Here is a 15,822-nt window from a genome sequence, read left to right as displayed (position 1 = left end):
CCATGACGAGCATTGATCCGGACACTCCGGAGACGAACGACCGGCCGCGCCGGGTTCCCGCGGCCCAGGCCATGCGTGGCGCGGCCCAGCAGCTCGGCGAGTTGCTGGGCACCGCGCCGGAGTCCGTCTCCGCGTTGCAGCCGACACAGGACGGATGGCTGGCCGATGTGGAGGTGGTGGAGCTGGAACGGGTGCCGGACACCATGACCATCCTGGCCTCGTACCGGGTGACCCTCGACACGCAGGGCATGCTCCTGGGCTACGAAAGGCTGCGCCGTTACGCACGCGGCCAGCTCGACCGCGGCCGCTGACCACCCTTTTCCCGCTGATCCCGTCCCCCCGCGCCCCGCGCCGCCGAGTCCCAGCGGCGCGGGGCGCTCGTCGTTGTGCGGCACACGTGTTTCCCGCGTATCAAGAGTGAACACGGGTGCCGTCCCGCTCGTACAAGCCTTCGGGCAGACCGAGCGAGCGAGAGGACGACCACACGTGACCGTCATGACGCAGACCGGCGGAGTACCAGCCACCACCTCGACCGGTTCAGGAACCGGCAGCCTTTTCGACATTCTCGAACTCATTCTGGACCGCGGCCTCGTCATCGATGTCTTCATCCGGGTGTCCCTCGTGGGCATCGAGATCCTGAAGATCGACATACGGATCGTGATCGCCAGCGTGGACACGTATCTGCGCTTCGCGGAGGCGTGCAACCGCCTCGACCTGGAATCGGGCCGCAAGGCCCCGGACAAGCTGAGCGACATCGTCGGCAACATCGTCGAGGGCGGCGCCCGGGGCAAGACCGAGGGCGCGCTGACCGGCGCCCTCGACGCCATCGGCAATGTGTTCGGCGGCGACGATGACGAGGACAAGTGACCATGCATCTCTACCTTTACGCGATCACCCGCTCCGACCATCCGCTGCGGCTGGACGGGCTGCGCGCGGTGGGCGGCGTGTCCGGCGCGCCGCGCGCGGTGACCAGCGGCCCGCTGACCGGTGTGGTGAGCCCGGCGCCGGAGAGCCTGCGCCCCAAGCGCCGCGACCTGGCCGCACACCAGGAGGTGCAGGAGCGGCTGATGGCGGACGGGGCGGTGCTGCCGATGCGGTTCGGGCTGCTCGCGCCCGACGAGGTCGCGGTGAAGTCGGCGCTGGACGCCAAGCGCGCCGAGTACGTACGCGGCCTCGACGAGCTGGACGCCACCGCGGAGTTCAACCTGAAGGCGGCGCGCTCCCAGGACGACCTGCTGCGGGAGGTGCTGACCGAGTCCGATGACGCGCGGCGCCTCAACGAGCGCACCCGCGACGGCCGGGGTTCGCACGAGGACCGGGTGGCGCTCGGCGAACTGGTCGCCCGCCAGCTGGGAGTACGGCAGCAGAGACTCGCCGAGCAGGTCGTGGGACGGCTGGCCGGGATGGCCCGCCACAAGGTGGTGGCCTCCCCGGCCGGTGACGACTTCCTCAATGCCTCGTTCCTGGTGGAGCGGGGGCGCGCCGAGGAGTTCTCCCAGGCCGCGCGGCAGTTGGCGCGGGGCTACGGGGACGGCTACGACTTCCGGCTGCGCGGGCCGTTGCCCCCGTACAGCTTCGTGGCCTGAGGGCGGGGCGCCGTGGGACTGCTGACCGGGCTCCTCACCTTTCCGCTCGCGCCGGTGCGCACGACCGTCTGGGTGGCCGAGCAGGTGCTCGAGGCCGCCGAGCGCGAGTACTACGACCCGGCACCGGTCCGGCGCGCCCTCACCGAACTGGAACAGGACCTGCTGGCCGGGCGGATCGGCGAGGACGAATACGACCGCCGCGAGGACGAGTTGCTGGACCGGCTGGACGAGCTGGAACGGTACGAGCAGAGACGAGCCACCTGACGATGACAGAACCGGTAGCGGGCAGGCTGGGTTCTCCGCGCCTGCCCGCCTCGTACGAGCAGCGGGACGCCCCGTCCCTCGCCGACATCCTGGAACGGGTGCTGGACAAGGGTGTGGTGATCGCGGGCGACATCCGGATCAACCTGCTCGACATCGAACTGCTCACCATCAAGCTCCGGCTGCTCGTCGCCTCCGTCGACAAGGCGAAGGAGATGGGCATCGACTGGTGGGAGCACGATCCGTCGCTGTCCTCCCGCGCCCGTCCCCCTGCCGTGGAGAGCGGCGGGGGCGACGGGGCGGAACGGTCCCTCAGCGAGGAGAACGCACGGCTGCGCGCCGAGATCGCGGCGCTGCGGGCACAGACCCAGAACGGGAGCGACAGGAGCGACAGGAGCGTGGACGGGTGACCGATATCGCACAGCACATGGTGTACGCCTACGCGGTGCTGCGCCCCACCCCCGAGGCCGCGCGGGCGGTCGCCGCGCTGCGCGGGGTGGCCGACGAGCAGGTGGGGCTCGTGGAAACCGGTGACCTCGCCGCGGCCGTCGGACCGGTTCCGGCCCGGGAGTTCGGGGAAGCGGCGCTCAAGGCGCGCCTGGAGGAGCTGCCCCGACTGGAAACCCTGGCCCGGGGCCACCACGGGGTGGTGGCGGCGCTGGCCCCGCTGGGCGCCGTACTGCCGCTGCGGCTGGCCACCGTGTACCGGGACGAGGACCGGGTGCGGCAGATGCTCCAGGAGCGCCGGGACGAGTTCCTGCCGCTGCTGGAGCGGCTCACCGGGCACGTCGAATGGGGCGTCAAGGTCTATACGGACGCCGGTGGCGAGACGGCCGCGGCGGCGCCGGAGGACGACGCAGGGGACTCCGGGCTCAGCCCCGGCCGGGCGTATCTCGCCGCGCGCCGCAGACGGCGGCGCGGCGCCGAGGACGCCTGGCAGGCCGCGGTGCGGACGGCCGCGCGCATCGCCGACGAGGCCGGGGAGATCGCCGTGGAGCGGGTCGCCCACCGGCCGCAGCGCGGCGAGCTGGCCAAGGCGGGCGGCGCAGAGGCCGGGGAGAACATCGCCAACGACGCGTATCTGGTGCCCGCCGACCGCGCCGAGGACTTCCGCGCCCGCGTCCTGGCCGCCACCGAAGGCCAGGAGGGGGTGCGGGTCGAGGTGACCGGCCCCTGGGCGCCGTACTCCTTCGCCCTCCCGCCCGCGCCGGTCGCCCACCGGGAGTCCGCGTGAGCACCTCGCTGGACGAGGAGGACACCCGGGCGCTCGCGGGCCGCGAGGTCGCCCTGATCGACATCCTCGACCGGCTGCTCCAGGGCGGTGTCGTGCTCGCCGGGGACCTCGTGCTGTCCATCGCGGACGTCGATCTCGTACGGATCGACCTGCGCGCGGTCATCGCCCCCGTCGACGCCGAGCACCCGGCTCCCCCGCTGCTCTGACGGACGCCACCGCCCCGACCGGAAGGAACCCCCGCCGCATGTCAGCCACTCCCGACCGCCCCACCGCCGCTCAGCGCCTGCGCACCGACCCGGACTCGGTGGAACGCGATCTGGCCCAGCTCGTGCTGACCGTGGTCGAGCTGCTGCGTCAGCTGATGGAGCGCCAGGCGCTGCACCGGGTCGACAAGGGCGATCTGACGGAGGAGCAGGAGGAGCGGATCGGGATGACGCTGATGATCCTCCAGCAGCGCATGGAGGAGATGTGCGACCGGCACGGTCTGCGCATGGAGGACCTCAACCTCGACCTCGGCCCGCTGGGGACCCTGCTGTCCCCGGCGGGCCAGGCGTAGGGCGGGGTCCGCCGGACCAGACGCAGGGGCGGCTCCGCGGGCGACGCCTCACCCTCACCACCCGCCCCTCAAGGCGCACTCGACCACCCTGCGAGCCCGCACCGGCATCTTTTTCCCTGGAATCCAGTCACTCCATCATGGTGTGCCACTTTACCGTTTCTTGGGTTTCGGTAAATGTGTCCACGCCCCACATAACCTGAACCGGAATCGGTGGAAGGTTACCGGATCGAAGGGAACACCATGCGGTACGGTCATGCCTTGCGAGAAGATATCGGCTCTCCTCGGACCACACCACTCATCGGCATCTACGACATGTATTCGGCGTCGATCGCGGCCCGTCACTACGACGGCTTCTTCGTCTCCGGTTTCGGATTCGCCGCATCGTACTACGGACTGCCGGACATCGGATTCATCGCCTGGCCGGACATGGTGAACTTCGTGGAGCGACTGCGGCTGGCGTTCCCCGGGCACCATCTGCTCGTCGACATCGACGACGGCTATGTGGACCCCGAGGTCGCCTGCCATGTGGTGCAGCGGCTGGAGCGCGGCGGCGCGTCCGGGGTGATCCTGGAGGACCAGAAGCGGCCGCGCCGGTGCGGACACGCGGACGGCAAGCTGGTGCTGCCGCTCGAGGAGTACCTGGAGAAGCTCAACCTGGTGCTGAGCAGCAGGAAGGACATGCTCGTGGTGGCGCGCACGGACGCCACCGAGGAGGCGGAGATCATGAGGCGGGCCGCCGCGCTGGCGGAGACCGACGCGGATGTGGTCCTCGTCGACGGGGTGCGCAGCGTGGAGTGGATCCGGCGGATCCGTAAGGTCGTCGGCGACAAGCCGCTGCTGTTCAATCAGATCGCGGGCGGGAAATCACCCCGGCTCTCGCTGTCCGAGCTGACGGATCTCGGCGTCGATATCGCGATCTACAGCACCCCGTGTCTTTTCGCCGCGCACGGCGCGATCGACGGTGCGCTGGTCGATCTGAAAATGGCGGACGGCCGGCTGCCGGACACCAGGGAGACCGACTTCATCGGCGTGAAGGGGTCCACGGAACTGCTGGAGGGGAACATCAGCAGGCATCACGCCGATCACCATCCGGCCGCGGTATGACCCGCGGATTCCGCTCCGTATCGCCCACGCCTTTCCGGCCCGGTACCGGCCGTCACCGAAAGCCGGAAAAAGAGAGCGGCTTTACCCGGGTGTCCGCCAGGGGAATCGTCCTCGCGGCCACCGCGGGAGTGCTCTGCGGCGGCCAGACCGCATGGCCCGCCGCATCTGCATCTGCCACACCTGCCGCGTCGGGTCCGTGCCCGTGCGCACCCGACGCGGAGCCGGAGGAGCCCGCGCCGGTCGCCGGTCCGCACATCGGCCTGGTGGTCATCGACAACTCCTTCGCGGACTCCTGGCTGGAGATCGACCGCACCCTCGACACCCTGCTGCTCAGCGCGGGCACGGCGGGCAGCGATCACGAGAGCGGAAGCGGTGATTGACGTGAAGTCGCTGTCCTGGCCATGGCCGTGGTCATGGCCGGGCCGGCTGAGGAAGGCGGTCGACCCCTACATCGCCGCCCTCCTCGGCACGGTCGCGCTCGCGGCGCTGCTGCCCGCCTCCGGGCGGGCAGCCGGGGCGGTCGGGGGCGCCGCGGCCATAGCCATCGGGCTGCTCTTCTTCCTGTACGGCGCCCGGCTGTCCACCCGGGAGGCGGTGCACGGCCTGCGGCAGTGGAAGCTCCACCTCCTGGTGGGGGCGAGCACCTTCGTCCTGTTCCCGCTGCTGGGGCTGGCCATGGGCGGCCTGGCCCCGTTCCTGCTCACCGACCGGCTCTACACCGGCGTCCTCTTCCTCTGCGTCGTCCCCTCGACCGTCCAGTCCTCCATCGCCCTCACCTCCACGGCCCGGGGGAACGTCCCGGCCGCCATCTGCGCCGGTACGTACTCCAGCCTGATCGGGATGGCGCTCACACCGCTGCTGGCGGCCTGGCTGATCGGTTCCAGGGTCGGCTTCTCGGCCGACGGCCTGCTGGGCATCGCCACCCAGTTGCTGCTGCCCTTCGTCGCCGGGCAGTGTCTGCGCCGCTGGATCGGGGAGTTCACCGTCCGTCACCGGCGGGCGCTCGGCCTGCTGGACCGCGGTGCGATCCTGCTCGTCGTCTACACGGCGTTCAGCCGGGGGATGACGGAGGGCGTCTGGCAGCAGCTCACCCCGGTGCGGCTGCTCGCCCTGCTGAGCCTGGCCGCGACGCTGCTGGCGGTGGCGCTCGCCACGACGTCGTACGCCGCGCGGCGCCTCGGGTTCGGCCGGGAGGACCGGATCGCCATCGTCTTCTGCGGCTCCAACAAGAGCCTCGCCACCGGGCTGCCCATGGCCGCGGTGCTGTTCGGTGAATCGGCGGGTCCGGTGATCCTGCCGCTGATGCTCTACCACCAGCTCCAATTGATGGTGTGTACAGTCATCGCAGCCCGTTGGGCCCGCCTTTCCGTCGGGTCAACACCCCTGACCAGCGCGCATACCCCGACCCCCTAAAGGTCCGCTTTTCAACCTCTTGGTATCGTGGTTTTTAGCGGTGTCACCCACCGCGAAGCACAACCAGTGAGGAAGCAGTACCCATGAAGAGCGATCTCACCGAAGCGGAGGCATCCGACCCCGCCTCTTCCGAAGGCGCGGCGACCCGGTGGAACCCGACCGGCCACACCTGGGAGACCACCTCGCGAGGGCGCGCCATCCTCAGCGACCCCCGCCTCAACCGGGGCACCGCGTTCACCGAGCCCGAGCGGGACGCCCTCGGACTGACCGGCCTGATCCCGGCCCAGGTCATGACCCTGGAGCAGCAGGCCACCCGCGCCTACGCCCAATACCGGGCCAAGGCCACCGATCTGGACAAGAACGTGTATCTGCGGTCCCTCCAGGACCGCAACGAGGTGCTGTTCTACCACCTGCTGGGCGAGCACCTCAGCGAGATGCTGCCGATCGTGTACACCCCCACCGTCGGCACCGCGATCCAGCGCTACAGCCATGAGTACCGCCGCTCCCGCGGTGTCTACCTCTCGGTGGACGCCCCGCAGGACATCGAGCGTTCGCTGCGCGCCAGCGGCCTGGGCCCCGAGGACGTGGACCTGCTCGTCGCCACCGACGGCGAGGCCATCCTCGGCATCGGCGACTGGGGCGTGGGCGGCATGGACATCTGCATCGGCAAGCTCGCCGTGTACACCGCCGCCGCCGGAATCGACCCCGCGCGTGCGCTGCCGGTCGTGCTGGACGTGGGCACCAACCGCCAGGAACTCCTCGACGACCCGCTCTACCTGGGCAACCGTCATCCGCGGGTGGACCGCGAGACGTACGACGCCTTCATCGCCGAGTACATCGCCGCCGTCGGCCGCGTCTTCCCCGACGCGCTGCTGCATTGGGAGGACTTCGGGTCCGGCAACGCCCGCCGCATCATCGACACTTACGGCGACCGGGCGCTCACCTTCAACGACGACATCCAGGGCACCGGCGCCGTCAACCTGGCCGCCGTGCTGTCCGGCGCCCGCGTCACCGGTGCGCCGCTGCGCGACCACCGCATCGTCATCTTCGGCGCGGGCTCGGCCGGGCTCGGCATCGCCGACCAGCTGCGCGACGCCCTGATCGCCGACGGGCTCGACCCGCAGGAGGCGTCCGACCGGTTCTGGTGCGTCGACCGCTACGGCCTGATCACCGACGACACCGAGGGGCTCGACCACCACCGGCGGCGGTACGCCCGGCGGGCGGCCGACGTCTCCGACTGGCACCGGGACGAGCAGGTCGGCGGCATCGCGCTCGCCGAGGTGGTCCGCCGCGCCCGGCCGACCATCCTCATCGGCACCTCGGGCCAGGGCGGTGCCTTCACCGAGGAGATCGTGCGGGAGATGGCCGCCCACACCGAGCGGCCCGTCATCCTCCCGATGTCCAACCCGACCCCGCTGGCCGAGGCCAAGCCCGAGGACCTGGTCCGCTGGACCGGCGGCCGGGCCCTGATCGCCACCGGAAGTCCCTTCGCGCCCGTGCCCCATGACGGGGTCACCCATGTCATCGGGCAGGCCAACAACGCCCTGGTCTTCCCCGGTCTCGGCCTCGGCGCGATCGTCGCGCGCGCCACCCGGATCACCGACGGCATGCTGCTCGCCGCCGCCGAGCGGATCGCCGAGATGATCGACTCCGACACCCCCGGCGCCCCGATCCTCCCGCTGGTCGACCAGCTGCGCGAGACCTCCGCCGCAGTCGCCACGGCCGTCGCCCGCGCCGCCGCGCACGACGGGGTGGCCCGTACGCCCCTCGCCGACGACCAGCTCGACCGCACGGTCCACGAGGCCATGTGGAGCCCGGTCTACCGCCCGATCCAGCCGGTCTGACGACGCGTACACACCGGCTGAATTGGGGACTTGACCATGTCTTTTTCGCACATTTTCACCATTGTCGTGCCCGTGTTCCTCGTCATCGCCCTCGGTTACGGGGCCGGGCGGCGCATGTCGTTCGGCGGCGGGGGCGCGGACGCGCTCCGGGTGCTCACGATGGAGTTCGCCCTCCCGGCATCCCTCTTCCTGGGCATCGCGAACACCCCGCGCCACATCCTGCTGAGCCAGGGCCCCCTGGTGGGGATGCTCGCCCTCGGGCTGCTCGGCCTGTTCGGGCTGATCCTGTTGGGCCTGCGCCTCTTCGGGCGGCTGCCGCTGCCGCGGGCGTCGATCCTGGCGCTCGCCTCCGTCCAGCCGCAGTACGCCTTCATGGGCGTCTCGATCCTGGGCAACCTGTTCGGCGAGGCCGAGGCCGCGATCCCGATCGCCATCGCGGGCATCCTGGTCAACGTCATCCTCGATCCCCTCGTGCTGATCCTGCTCAACCTCGGCCACCCGCCCGCCGCGGAAGCCACCGCGTCGGCGTCCGCGCCGTCCCGCGTCCTGGTGTCCGCGGGCGGCAGGCCGGCCGCGGCCGAGGAGGAGCGGGACGGCGACACCGGGGCCGCACAGACGGCGACCAAGCCCATCCCCACCTGGGTGAAGGTCGTGCAGCCGCTGCGCAAGCCGTTCGCCTGGGCCCCGCTGCTCGGGCTGATCATCGCGCTGGCCGGGGTGCGTCCGCCCGAGATGATCGAAAGCTCGCTGACGCTGGTGGGCCAGGCCGCCTCGGGTGTGGCGCTGCTGTCGGTGGGCGTCACCCTCGCCCGCGTCGGCATGCCGCAGCTGAGCCCGGGGTCCATCGCGATCGCGCTGACCAGCGTGGTCGTGCTGCCGCTCAGCACGTACGCCATCGGCCTGGTGCTGACCGGTCATGAGGTCGCCGCGCAGACGGCGCTGATCCTGGCGTTCCCCGTCTCCCCCGTGCCGATGATGCTCGCGTCACAGCACGTCAAGAGCGAGGAGCACCGCATCGCCTCCTCGGTGATCATCAGCATCGTGCTGGCGTTCGCCTCGCTGCCGCTGATCATCAACCTGACCAACTAGCGGGCGCGGCCCCCGGCCCGCCGGTACGCGCTCAGGTCGCGTACCGGCGGGCCGGGGCACATAGGTCAGCGTGCTACAAAGAGGGACATGTCTCCAGCGCAGGGATGGCTCCATTGAGCGCGATCAGCATCGGCCAGGCCGTGGTCCTCGGCGTCGTCGAGGGGGTGACCGAGTTCCTGCCCGTCTCCTCCACCGGCCACCTCAAGATCACCGAGGGTCTGATGGACATCCCGGTGGACGACAAGGCCGTCGTCGCCTTCACCGCGGTCATCCAGGTCGGCGCCATCGCCGCGGTGCTGCTCTACTTCTTCAAGGACATCGTCCGCTTCGCCCGCGCCTGGGGCCGCGGCATCGTCAACCGGGAGCTGCGCGAGCGGCACGACTACAAGTTCGCCTGGTGGGTCATCTACGCCACCCTCCCTGTGGTGGCCGTCGGCCTCGCCGCCAAGCCACTGATCGAGGGGCCGCTGGCGTCCCTGTGGGTGGTGGCCGGGTCGCTGATCGTGGGCAGCGGGCTGATGTGGGCGGCCGACCGGCTGGGCCGCCACAAGCGCGGCGAGGACGACACGTCCCTGAAGGACGCGATGCTGGTCGGCGGCTCGCAGATCCTCGCGCTGCTCTTCCCCGGCTTCTCCCGCTCCGGGGCGACGATGTCCACCGGGCTGATCCTGGACCTGGACCGACTGGCCGCCACCCGGCTGTCGTTCTTCCTCGGCCTGCCCGCCCTCACGGGTGCGGGGGTGTACGAGCTGAAGGACGCGCTCGGCGGTGGTGTGGCCGCGGCGCCGCTGGCCGTGGGCACGGTCATGTCGTTCGTCGTGGCGTACGCGTCGATCGCCTGGCTGCTCAAGTTCGTCGCCAAGCATTCCTTCAACGCCTTCGTGATCTACCGCGTCGCCGTGGGCGTCCTGCTGTTCGGCCTGCTGGGTACGCACGTCCTCACGCCCTGAGCACGGGCGAGGCCCCGGGCGGTCGCCCGGGGCCTTCGCAACGCCGTTACTTCAGGCCGATGGACGCGCCGGGGCCCAGCGGCAGGTCGAATCCGTAGAAGATCCCCAGGATCGCCAGCCACACCGCCATGAACGGCACGACGAAGATGGCGAGCCGGGAGATGAGGGTGCCGAGCCGGGCTTCCGGTTCGTACTGGCGGACCATCGCCAGGATGAGGAAGAGGTACGGGTTCATCGGCGTGATGACTCCGGTGGCGGAGTCGCCGATGCGGAACGCGGCCTGGCTGAGCGCCGGGCTCATGCCCATCAGCATGAACGCGGGCAGGAAGACGGGGGCGACCAGGGACCACAGGGCGGATCCGGAGAGGATGAAGAGGTTGAGGCACGAGGCCAGCAGGACGAACGCGATGATCGCCCAGAAGCCCGTCACCCCTGTGGCCTTGAACAGCGCGGCGGCCTTCACCGCCATCAGCACCCCCACATTGGACCAGGTGAACAGCGCGATGACCTGGGCGGCGAAGAACATCATGACGAGGTAGCCCGACATGTTCTTCATCGAGTCGGTCATGGCGGTGACCACGTCGTCCGCGCCGGTGAGCTTCCTGACCGTGAAGCCGTAGGTGACCCCGGCGAGCAGGAACGCGAAGAAGAGCACCGGGACGATGCCGTCCAGCACGGGCGAGGGCACGAAGGCCCCGCCCTCGCCGCGCAGCGGGGCCCCGGGCGGCAGCCAGAGCGCGAGGACCAGGGCCAGATAGCCGACGACGACGAGACAGGTGGCCACCAGGCCGCGGCGCTGGATGGGGGTGAGGGCCAGGTCCTCCTGCCCGGACTCACCGTCGGCCGGCTCGTAGGTGCCCTCGTACGGGCCGAGGCGCGGCTCCAGGACGCGGCTGATGAGGAATCCGCCGAGCAGCGCGAGCACGATGCTGCTGGAGGCGGTGAAGAAGTAGTTGATGAGCAGGTGGATGTGGAGGCCCTCGGCGGCGGGCAGTACCGCGGCCGCCTGCTGGGTGATCCCGACGTACAGGGCGTCGAGGGAGCCGATGGTGAACCCGGCCGCGTAGCCCGCGGTGACACAGGCGAAGCCGCCGATGAGACCCGCCACGGGGTGGCGTCCGGCGCTCCTGAAGACCATGGCGGCCAGCGGCGGGAGCACGATGGCCCCGACGTCGCTCATCATGTGTGCCTGGCTGGCGATGAGCGCCACGGCGTACGGGAGGGCGGCGCGCGGTATGCGGGCCAGGGTGGCCCGCATCACCGTCTCCAGCAGGCCGGTCTTCTCCGCGAGCCCGACCACCATGATCAGGACCACCACGGCGCCGATGGGCGGGAACGTGGCGAAGTTGGGGACCAGGTTCTCCAGCAGCCAGCGCAGCCCGGTGCCGGTGAGCAGTCCCTCGATGTTCTTGACGTCGTCGGTGCCGGGGACCTTCACCGAGGCGCCCGCGGCGGAGAGCGCGGTGGAGACGACGGCCAGCAGCGCGAAGAGCCCGGCGAAGAGGACGACGGGGTTGGGCAGGGCGTTCCCCGCCCGCTCGATGAAGGAGAGCACCCGGTCGAGCCCGCGGGGCTTGCCGTTGTCCGGGGACTTACCGTTCTGGGCGGGGATTCCGGTCAGCGATGCCATCAGGGCCGCGCTCCTTTCGTGGCTGCTGGGAGCAGAAGGTCCTTCTTGACCGTGCCGTCCTGGACGACGCACAGGATGTTGGCGGGGTCACCGAGGACGGCGATGTCGGTGAGCGGGTCGCCGTCGCACAGGATCAGGTCGGCGGTGCGGCCCGCGGTCAGGGTGCCGAGCCGGTCGTCCACGCCGAGGAGTTCGGCGGCGGTGCGGGTGCCGGCGACGATGGCGGACATGGGGTCCATGCCGAGGTCCACCAGGTAGCTCAGCTCCATCAGGTTCTGGCCGTGCGGGCAGACGGCGGCGTCGGTGCCGAGCGCGATGCGGGCGCCCTGCTCGATGGCGCGGGCGATGTTCTCCTTGGTGATGCCGGACCAGCGGGTCTTCTTCTCGTAGTGGAAGGGCGCCATGGTGTCCTTGTTGATGCCCGCGTACACGGTGGACAGGGTCGGTACGACGAAGGTGCCGCGCTCCCCCGCCATCTCCAGGGCCTGGTCGTTGAGGCCGTAGCCGTGCTCGATGCTGGTGACGCCGCCGCGGATGGCGTTGAGGATGCCCTCGGTGCCCTGGGCGTGGGCGGCGACCGGCTTGCCGCCGTGGCGACGGCACTCGTCCACCACGGCCCGGATCTCCTCCTCCAGCAGTCCCTCGTCCTCCGGCTGGTCATACGGGCTGCCCATGCCGCCGGTGGCGCAGACCTTGACCAGGTCGGCGCCGGCGCGCAGCACCTTGCGCACGGCGAGGCGGGATTCGTCCACGGTGTCGGCGATCTCGGACATCGAGCCGCCGCTGAGGTCGGTGCCGTCGGGGAGGCGGACGTCGGCGTGGCCGCCGGTGTGGCTGATGATCCGTACGGCGGTGTGCAGCCGGGGGCCGGTGATCCGTCCGCTCTCCCTCGCGATGCGGTAGCCCGCGGAGAGTCCGCCCAGGTCGCGGGCGCTGGTGATGCCCGCGTCCAGGGTCTGCCGCATGCGCGTGGCGGTGTCGAACGTGACCAGCACGGGGTCGAGTTCGCCGCGGCGGCCGGGCGGGGAGGCGTGGGCGTAGGCGAGGTGGGTGTGGCAGTCGAAGAAGCCGGGGAGGACGGTGCGGCCACCGGCGTCGATGACGCGGGTCCCGGCCGGGTCACCGACGGGCGCGGGAGGCGCGGTGGCGGCGGGTCCCGCGTAGGTGAGAGTGCCCTCGGCGTCGCTGATCACGACGGCATCGGTCACGGGGGACGCCCCGGTGCCGTCGATGAGGGTCGCGTTCTCGATGCGCAACGCGGTCCGGGCGGTTTCGGGGGCCAGCTGATCCTTCATGGACCGGATTCACTCCTCGCGTGCGGTAAACAAGTAGGCAGCAGTGTTGGGCCGACGTGTTTTCCGCGTGCTACGGTGCAGCATTCCATCGAGAATCGGCCACGACGCGCAGGAATCAGCCGCCCATGGACACGCAGTTTTCCGCCGCGCAACCGCAGGGCGAGCTGGATGAACTGGACCGGGCCGTGGTGCACGCCCTCCAGATCCACCCCAGGGCCCCGTGGACGCTGGTCGGCGATGTCCTCGGGGTCAACCCGGTGACGGCCGCCCGGCGCTGGCACCGGCTGGAGGACGCGGGCCTGGCCTGGGTGACCGCCTATCCGCGGCTGTCCGACGCACGCCTCGTGGTGACCGCCGTGGTGGAGATCGACACCGAGCCCGGGGTCGGCGAGGAGGTGGCCGAGGCCCTGGCCGCCGACCCGGCGGTGGCGAACGTCAAGCTCACGGCGGGCAGCCGGGACCTGGTGGCCACCGTGCAGACCACGGGCCTCGACGAACTGGCGCACCTGAGCACCGTGCTGTTCCGGGGGCGGCCGGGGGTACGGGCGACCCGCACCCATGTGGCGACGGCCATGCCGACCGAGGGCAGCCGGTGGCGGCTGCGCAGCCTGGACGCGGCGCAGTGCGCCCGGCTGGAGGCGGCGGCCTGTCCCGCGCCCGAACCGGCCCGCGGCGCCCCGGGCCGGGACGCGCTGGACGCGCGGCTGCTGGAGTTGCTGAACACCGACGGCCGGATGTCCATACGGGACCTGGCAGCGGGCGCCGACGCGGGGACCACCACCGTGCGGCGCCGGCTGGGCGTCCTGCTGGCCTCCCGGGTCAGCATGCGCTGCGATCTGGCCCGGCCGCTGTCCGGCTGGCCGCTGTCCGCGGTGTACTTCGCCTCCGTACCGGCGCGGTATCTGCGGGAGAGCACCCAGGTGCTGGCCGGAATGCGGGAGGTGCGGTCCTGCTCGATCACGGCCGGTCCGCACAACGTGGTGATCGACGTCTGGCTGCGCGCGATGAGCGATGTGCACGGCTTCGAGGCGCATGTGGCACGGCAGGTGCCCCATCTGGACATCGACGACCGCTCGGTGGTGCTGCGCACGGTGAAGCACATGGGGCGGCTGCTGGACCGGGACGGGCGCTGTGTGGGCGTCGTCCCGCTGCGCCAGCCGCAGGGAACGCACGGCGTGTCGGACGACGAGAACTGAGCGTCGGGATTCGGTCAGCTCAGCGGGCGGGAAGCGCCCGGCGCCTATCCATCTGTCATATGCCTGCGTAGGACATTCGTATGATGCGTCTCCCCCGCGGTAACCCAGAAGAGCCTGTTCCCGCTACGACCGGCCCGGTGCGGCGCTGATCCGGCGCGGCCGCGGCACGGGCGGTGCGGCGACCGCACAGGCCCCGGGGTTCTTCCGTACGGACGACCGCGGCGCGACGCGAACGGGCTGGTCCGGGCCGGTGCCCCCGGAGGAGCACACCGCACCGGCCGCTCCCCCGCCGCGGTGCCGCCGGGGGCCAGGGGGCCACGGACGTCCCAAAGGGCCGCGGACCCTACTACACGGCGTACGCGGTTTCGGCCCATCGACAGATTTCACCCCCTTCCGCTGAACCGTGCGTAACCTCTCCGTCACTGGCGAACCCCCGGGTGCGCCACGGGCAACGCAGGAGGGGAGACCGCATGCCCGGAATCGACGAATGCCTGCTCGACGCCATGACGGTGAACGGCGCGCGCGGCGCCGCCGTGATCGAGTGGACCAGCGGGCTCGCGCTCGGCATGGTCGGCGAGACACGCGACGGCGACCCCGAGGCCACCGCGGCGGAGACGGCCGAATTGGCGCGCATGGCCGCCGAACAGTCCGCGTTCGCGGCCCTCGAACCGCGCGGCACGAGCCACGGCGCCGCTGAGGACAACGGCGACGGCGCGGCGCCCGGGGAGGCTCCGGTGGAGGACGTCATCGTCACCACCCGTACCTGCTACCACCTGCTGCGCTTCGTCGACACCGCCTTCGACAGCGGTGTCTTCTTCTACCTGTGGCTCGATCGCCGCGAGGGGAACCTGGCGCTCGCCCGGATGCGGCTGCGCGACCTGTCGCAGCGGCTGGCCCTCTGATGAGACCCGGCCCCGCGCCCCGTCTCACCGACCTGGCCGCCGAGCGGGCCAGCGGCGCGCTGCTGTGCGACGCGGGCACCGTCTATCTCGCGGACGGGCAGGTCGTGCACGCGGAGAGCCCGCTGTCCCCGGGCCTGGACGTGCTGCTCACCACCGGCGGGCGGCTGACCGCCGACAGCTGGCGGGAGGCGGTCGACCACACGGCCACCGCCGGGCGGGTCGGCCGGTTCCTCGTGGACAGCGGGCGGCTGACCGGCGCGGAACTGGAGATCTGCCATCTGGGCGCGCTGTTCGACGCGGCCTGGTTCGCGCTCGGTCCTGGCAGCGGACCGCGCGGCTTCCAGCGGGGCGCGGCGCACTGGCTCGGCCCGGTGCGCCCGGTGGGCGCGGTCGCCGTCGAGCGGGAGGTCAGGCGGCGCGGCAAGCTGCTCGACAGCGTGTGGCCGTATCCGCGGGTGGACACCGAACCGGTGGTACTGCGCCGCCCGGACGGACACCTGCCTCCGGTCACCCGCCGCCAGCGCGCGGTGCTGGCGCTCGCCGACGGGATGCGCACCCCCGCCGGGATCGCCCGGGCGCTGGGCCGCCCCGCCTTCCACACGCTGCTCGACGTGCGGCGGCTGGCGGCCGCCGGTTACGTCGAGACGCCCCGATCACCCCGCACCCCCCTGCCGTCGGCCCCGGTAACCGGCCCGGCCGCGGTCGACTTCGCCGAACCCGAAGCCCCCCTGCTGCGTCGGCTCCGTGACGCCTGGAGGCACA

The 15,822-nt window shown here is 71.4% G+C and carries 19 protein-coding genes; 17 read left to right on the top strand and 2 right to left on the bottom strand.

What is annotated here, in order from left to right:
- The first annotated feature begins 2 nt into the window (after positions 1 to 2).
- The 14 genes from SSOG_RS41405 (at position 3) to SSOG_RS41340 (ending at position 10,037) form a co-directional block, all read left to right on the top strand.
- Positions 3 to 311, top strand: a complete 309-nt coding sequence (locus tag SSOG_RS41405; protein WP_009720295.1) for a gas vesicle protein GvpO — start codon at positions 3 to 5, stop codon at positions 309 to 311.
- A gap of 184 nt (positions 312 to 495) precedes the next feature.
- Positions 496 to 867, top strand: coding sequence for a gas vesicle protein GvpJ (gene gvpJ / locus SSOG_RS41400; protein WP_106516722.1), 372 nt, complete (start codon positions 496 to 498; stop codon positions 865 to 867).
- A gap of 2 nt (positions 868 to 869) precedes the next feature.
- Entirely contained in the window at positions 870 to 1,586 is a 717-nt protein-coding gene (locus tag SSOG_RS41395) for a GvpL/GvpF family gas vesicle protein (protein WP_009720293.1), read from the top strand.
- Positions 1,587 to 1,598: 12 nt separating this feature from the next.
- Complete coding sequence (locus SSOG_RS41390; protein ID WP_009720292.1) at positions 1,599 to 1,850, top strand: gas vesicle protein GvpG; 252 nt, start codon at positions 1,599 to 1,601, stop codon at positions 1,848 to 1,850.
- Positions 1,851 to 1,852: 2 nt separating this feature from the next.
- Positions 1,853 to 2,257: a gas vesicle protein gene (locus SSOG_RS41385; protein WP_009720291.1), complete on the top strand. Its 405-nt coding sequence runs from the start codon at positions 1,853 to 1,855 to the stop codon at positions 2,255 to 2,257.
- The gene (locus SSOG_RS50590) at positions 2,254 to 3,081 is read left to right on the top strand and encodes a GvpL/GvpF family gas vesicle protein (RefSeq protein ID WP_086015832.1); all 828 of its coding nucleotides are present in this window, start codon (positions 2,254 to 2,256) and stop codon (positions 3,079 to 3,081) included. Before SSOG_RS41385 ends, SSOG_RS50590 begins: the two co-directional genes overlap by 4 nt.
- On the top strand, positions 3,078 to 3,287 hold the full coding sequence (locus SSOG_RS50585; protein WP_009720289.1) for a gas vesicle protein: 210 nt from the start codon (positions 3,078 to 3,080) through the stop codon (positions 3,285 to 3,287). Before SSOG_RS50590 ends, SSOG_RS50585 begins: the two co-directional genes overlap by 4 nt.
- On the top strand, positions 3,284 to 3,637 hold the full coding sequence (locus SSOG_RS41370; RefSeq protein ID WP_234364923.1) for a gas vesicle protein K: 354 nt from the start codon (positions 3,284 to 3,286) through the stop codon (positions 3,635 to 3,637). Before SSOG_RS50585 ends, SSOG_RS41370 begins: the two co-directional genes overlap by 4 nt.
- 240 nt (positions 3,638 to 3,877) lie before the next feature.
- Positions 3,878 to 4,741, top strand: a complete 864-nt coding sequence (locus SSOG_RS41365) for an isocitrate lyase/PEP mutase family protein (protein WP_009720287.1) — start codon at positions 3,878 to 3,880, stop codon at positions 4,739 to 4,741.
- Between the two features lie 89 nt (positions 4,742 to 4,830).
- Positions 4,831 to 5,121 carry a hypothetical protein gene (locus tag SSOG_RS52805; RefSeq protein ID WP_154686041.1) on the top strand — a complete coding sequence of 97 codons (291 nt, stop codon included), beginning with the start codon at positions 4,831 to 4,833 and terminating at the stop codon, positions 5,119 to 5,121.
- A 1-nt stretch (position 5,122) separates the two neighbouring features.
- Positions 5,123 to 6,154 (top strand): bile acid:sodium symporter family protein, encoded by a 1,032-nt coding sequence (locus SSOG_RS41355; RefSeq protein WP_245606687.1) that lies wholly within the window; start codon positions 5,123 to 5,125, stop codon positions 6,152 to 6,154.
- A gap of 83 nt (positions 6,155 to 6,237) precedes the next feature.
- Positions 6,238 to 7,998, top strand: a complete 1,761-nt coding sequence (locus SSOG_RS41350; protein ID WP_009720284.1) for an NAD-dependent malic enzyme — start codon at positions 6,238 to 6,240, stop codon at positions 7,996 to 7,998.
- A gap of 36 nt (positions 7,999 to 8,034) precedes the next feature.
- Positions 8,035 to 9,087, top strand: a complete 1,053-nt coding sequence (locus SSOG_RS41345; protein WP_009720283.1) for an AEC family transporter — start codon at positions 8,035 to 8,037, stop codon at positions 9,085 to 9,087.
- A 113-nt stretch (positions 9,088 to 9,200) separates the two neighbouring features.
- A complete protein-coding gene (locus tag SSOG_RS41340) occupies positions 9,201 to 10,037 on the top strand; it encodes an undecaprenyl-diphosphate phosphatase (protein WP_009720282.1) in 837 nt (278 codons plus the stop codon).
- 46 nt (positions 10,038 to 10,083) lie between these two features.
- Here SSOG_RS41340 and SSOG_RS41335 read toward each other — a convergent pair whose 3' ends face one another.
- Together SSOG_RS41335 and SSOG_RS41330 are read right to left on the bottom strand one after the other, a co-directional pair.
- Entirely contained in the window at positions 10,084 to 11,667 is a 1,584-nt protein-coding gene (locus SSOG_RS41335; RefSeq protein ID WP_009720281.1) for an AbgT family transporter, read from the bottom strand.
- Positions 11,667 to 12,962, bottom strand: coding sequence for a metal-dependent hydrolase family protein (locus SSOG_RS41330; RefSeq protein WP_039939988.1), 1,296 nt, complete (start codon positions 12,960 to 12,962; stop codon positions 11,667 to 11,669). Before SSOG_RS41330 ends, SSOG_RS41335 begins: the two co-directional genes overlap by 1 nt.
- Before the next feature lie 125 nt (positions 12,963 to 13,087).
- Here SSOG_RS41330 and SSOG_RS41325 point away from each other — a divergent pair, with 125 nt between their 5' ends.
- From SSOG_RS41325 to SSOG_RS41315, 3 genes are all read left to right on the top strand, one after another.
- Complete coding sequence (locus SSOG_RS41325; protein WP_050800161.1) at positions 13,088 to 14,158, top strand: Lrp/AsnC family transcriptional regulator; 1,071 nt, start codon at positions 13,088 to 13,090, stop codon at positions 14,156 to 14,158.
- Positions 14,159 to 14,628: 470 nt separating this feature from the next.
- Complete coding sequence (locus SSOG_RS41320; RefSeq protein ID WP_009720278.1) at positions 14,629 to 15,060, top strand: hypothetical protein; 432 nt, start codon at positions 14,629 to 14,631, stop codon at positions 15,058 to 15,060.
- Positions 15,060 to 15,822: hypothetical protein (locus tag SSOG_RS41315; RefSeq protein ID WP_009720277.1), on the top strand; the 763-nt coding region annotated here is incomplete at its 3' end. The genes SSOG_RS41320 and SSOG_RS41315, both read left to right, overlap by 1 nt.

It is taken from the genome of Streptomyces himastatinicus ATCC 53653, assembly GCF_000158915.1.
GTDB lineage: Bacteria > Actinomycetota > Actinomycetes > Streptomycetales > Streptomycetaceae > Streptomyces > Streptomyces himastatinicus.
This window is presented reverse-complemented; position numbering and strand designations above follow the sequence as displayed.

Bases quoted from the DNA above. Each gene is read 5' to 3' on its own strand.
- SSOG_RS41405 (WP_009720295.1), top strand. From the start codon at position 3: ATGACGAGCATTGATCCGGACACTCCGGAGACGAACGACCGGCCGCGC.
- gvpJ (WP_106516722.1), top strand. From the start codon at position 496: ATGACGCAGACCGGCGGAGTACCAGCCACCACCTCGACCGGTTCAGGA.
- SSOG_RS41395 (WP_009720293.1), top strand. From the start codon at position 870: ATGCATCTCTACCTTTACGCGATCACCCGCTCCGACCATCCGCTGCGG.
- SSOG_RS41385 (WP_009720291.1), top strand. From the start codon at position 1,853: ATGACAGAACCGGTAGCGGGCAGGCTGGGTTCTCCGCGCCTGCCCGCC.
- SSOG_RS41365 (WP_009720287.1), top strand. From the start codon at position 3,878: ATGCGGTACGGTCATGCCTTGCGAGAAGATATCGGCTCTCCTCGGACC.
- SSOG_RS41350 (WP_009720284.1), top strand. From the start codon at position 6,238: ATGAAGAGCGATCTCACCGAAGCGGAGGCATCCGACCCCGCCTCTTCC.
- SSOG_RS41345 (WP_009720283.1), top strand. From the start codon at position 8,035: ATGTCTTTTTCGCACATTTTCACCATTGTCGTGCCCGTGTTCCTCGTC.
- SSOG_RS41335 (WP_009720281.1), bottom strand. From the start codon at position 11,667: ATGGCATCGCTGACCGGAATCCCCGCCCAGAACGGTAAGTCCCCGGAC.
- SSOG_RS41330 (WP_039939988.1), bottom strand. From the start codon at position 12,962: ATGAAGGATCAGCTGGCCCCCGAAACCGCCCGGACCGCGTTGCGCATC.
- SSOG_RS41325 (WP_050800161.1), top strand. From the start codon at position 13,088: ATGGACACGCAGTTTTCCGCCGCGCAACCGCAGGGCGAGCTGGATGAA.
- SSOG_RS41320 (WP_009720278.1), top strand. From the start codon at position 14,629: ATGCCCGGAATCGACGAATGCCTGCTCGACGCCATGACGGTGAACGGC.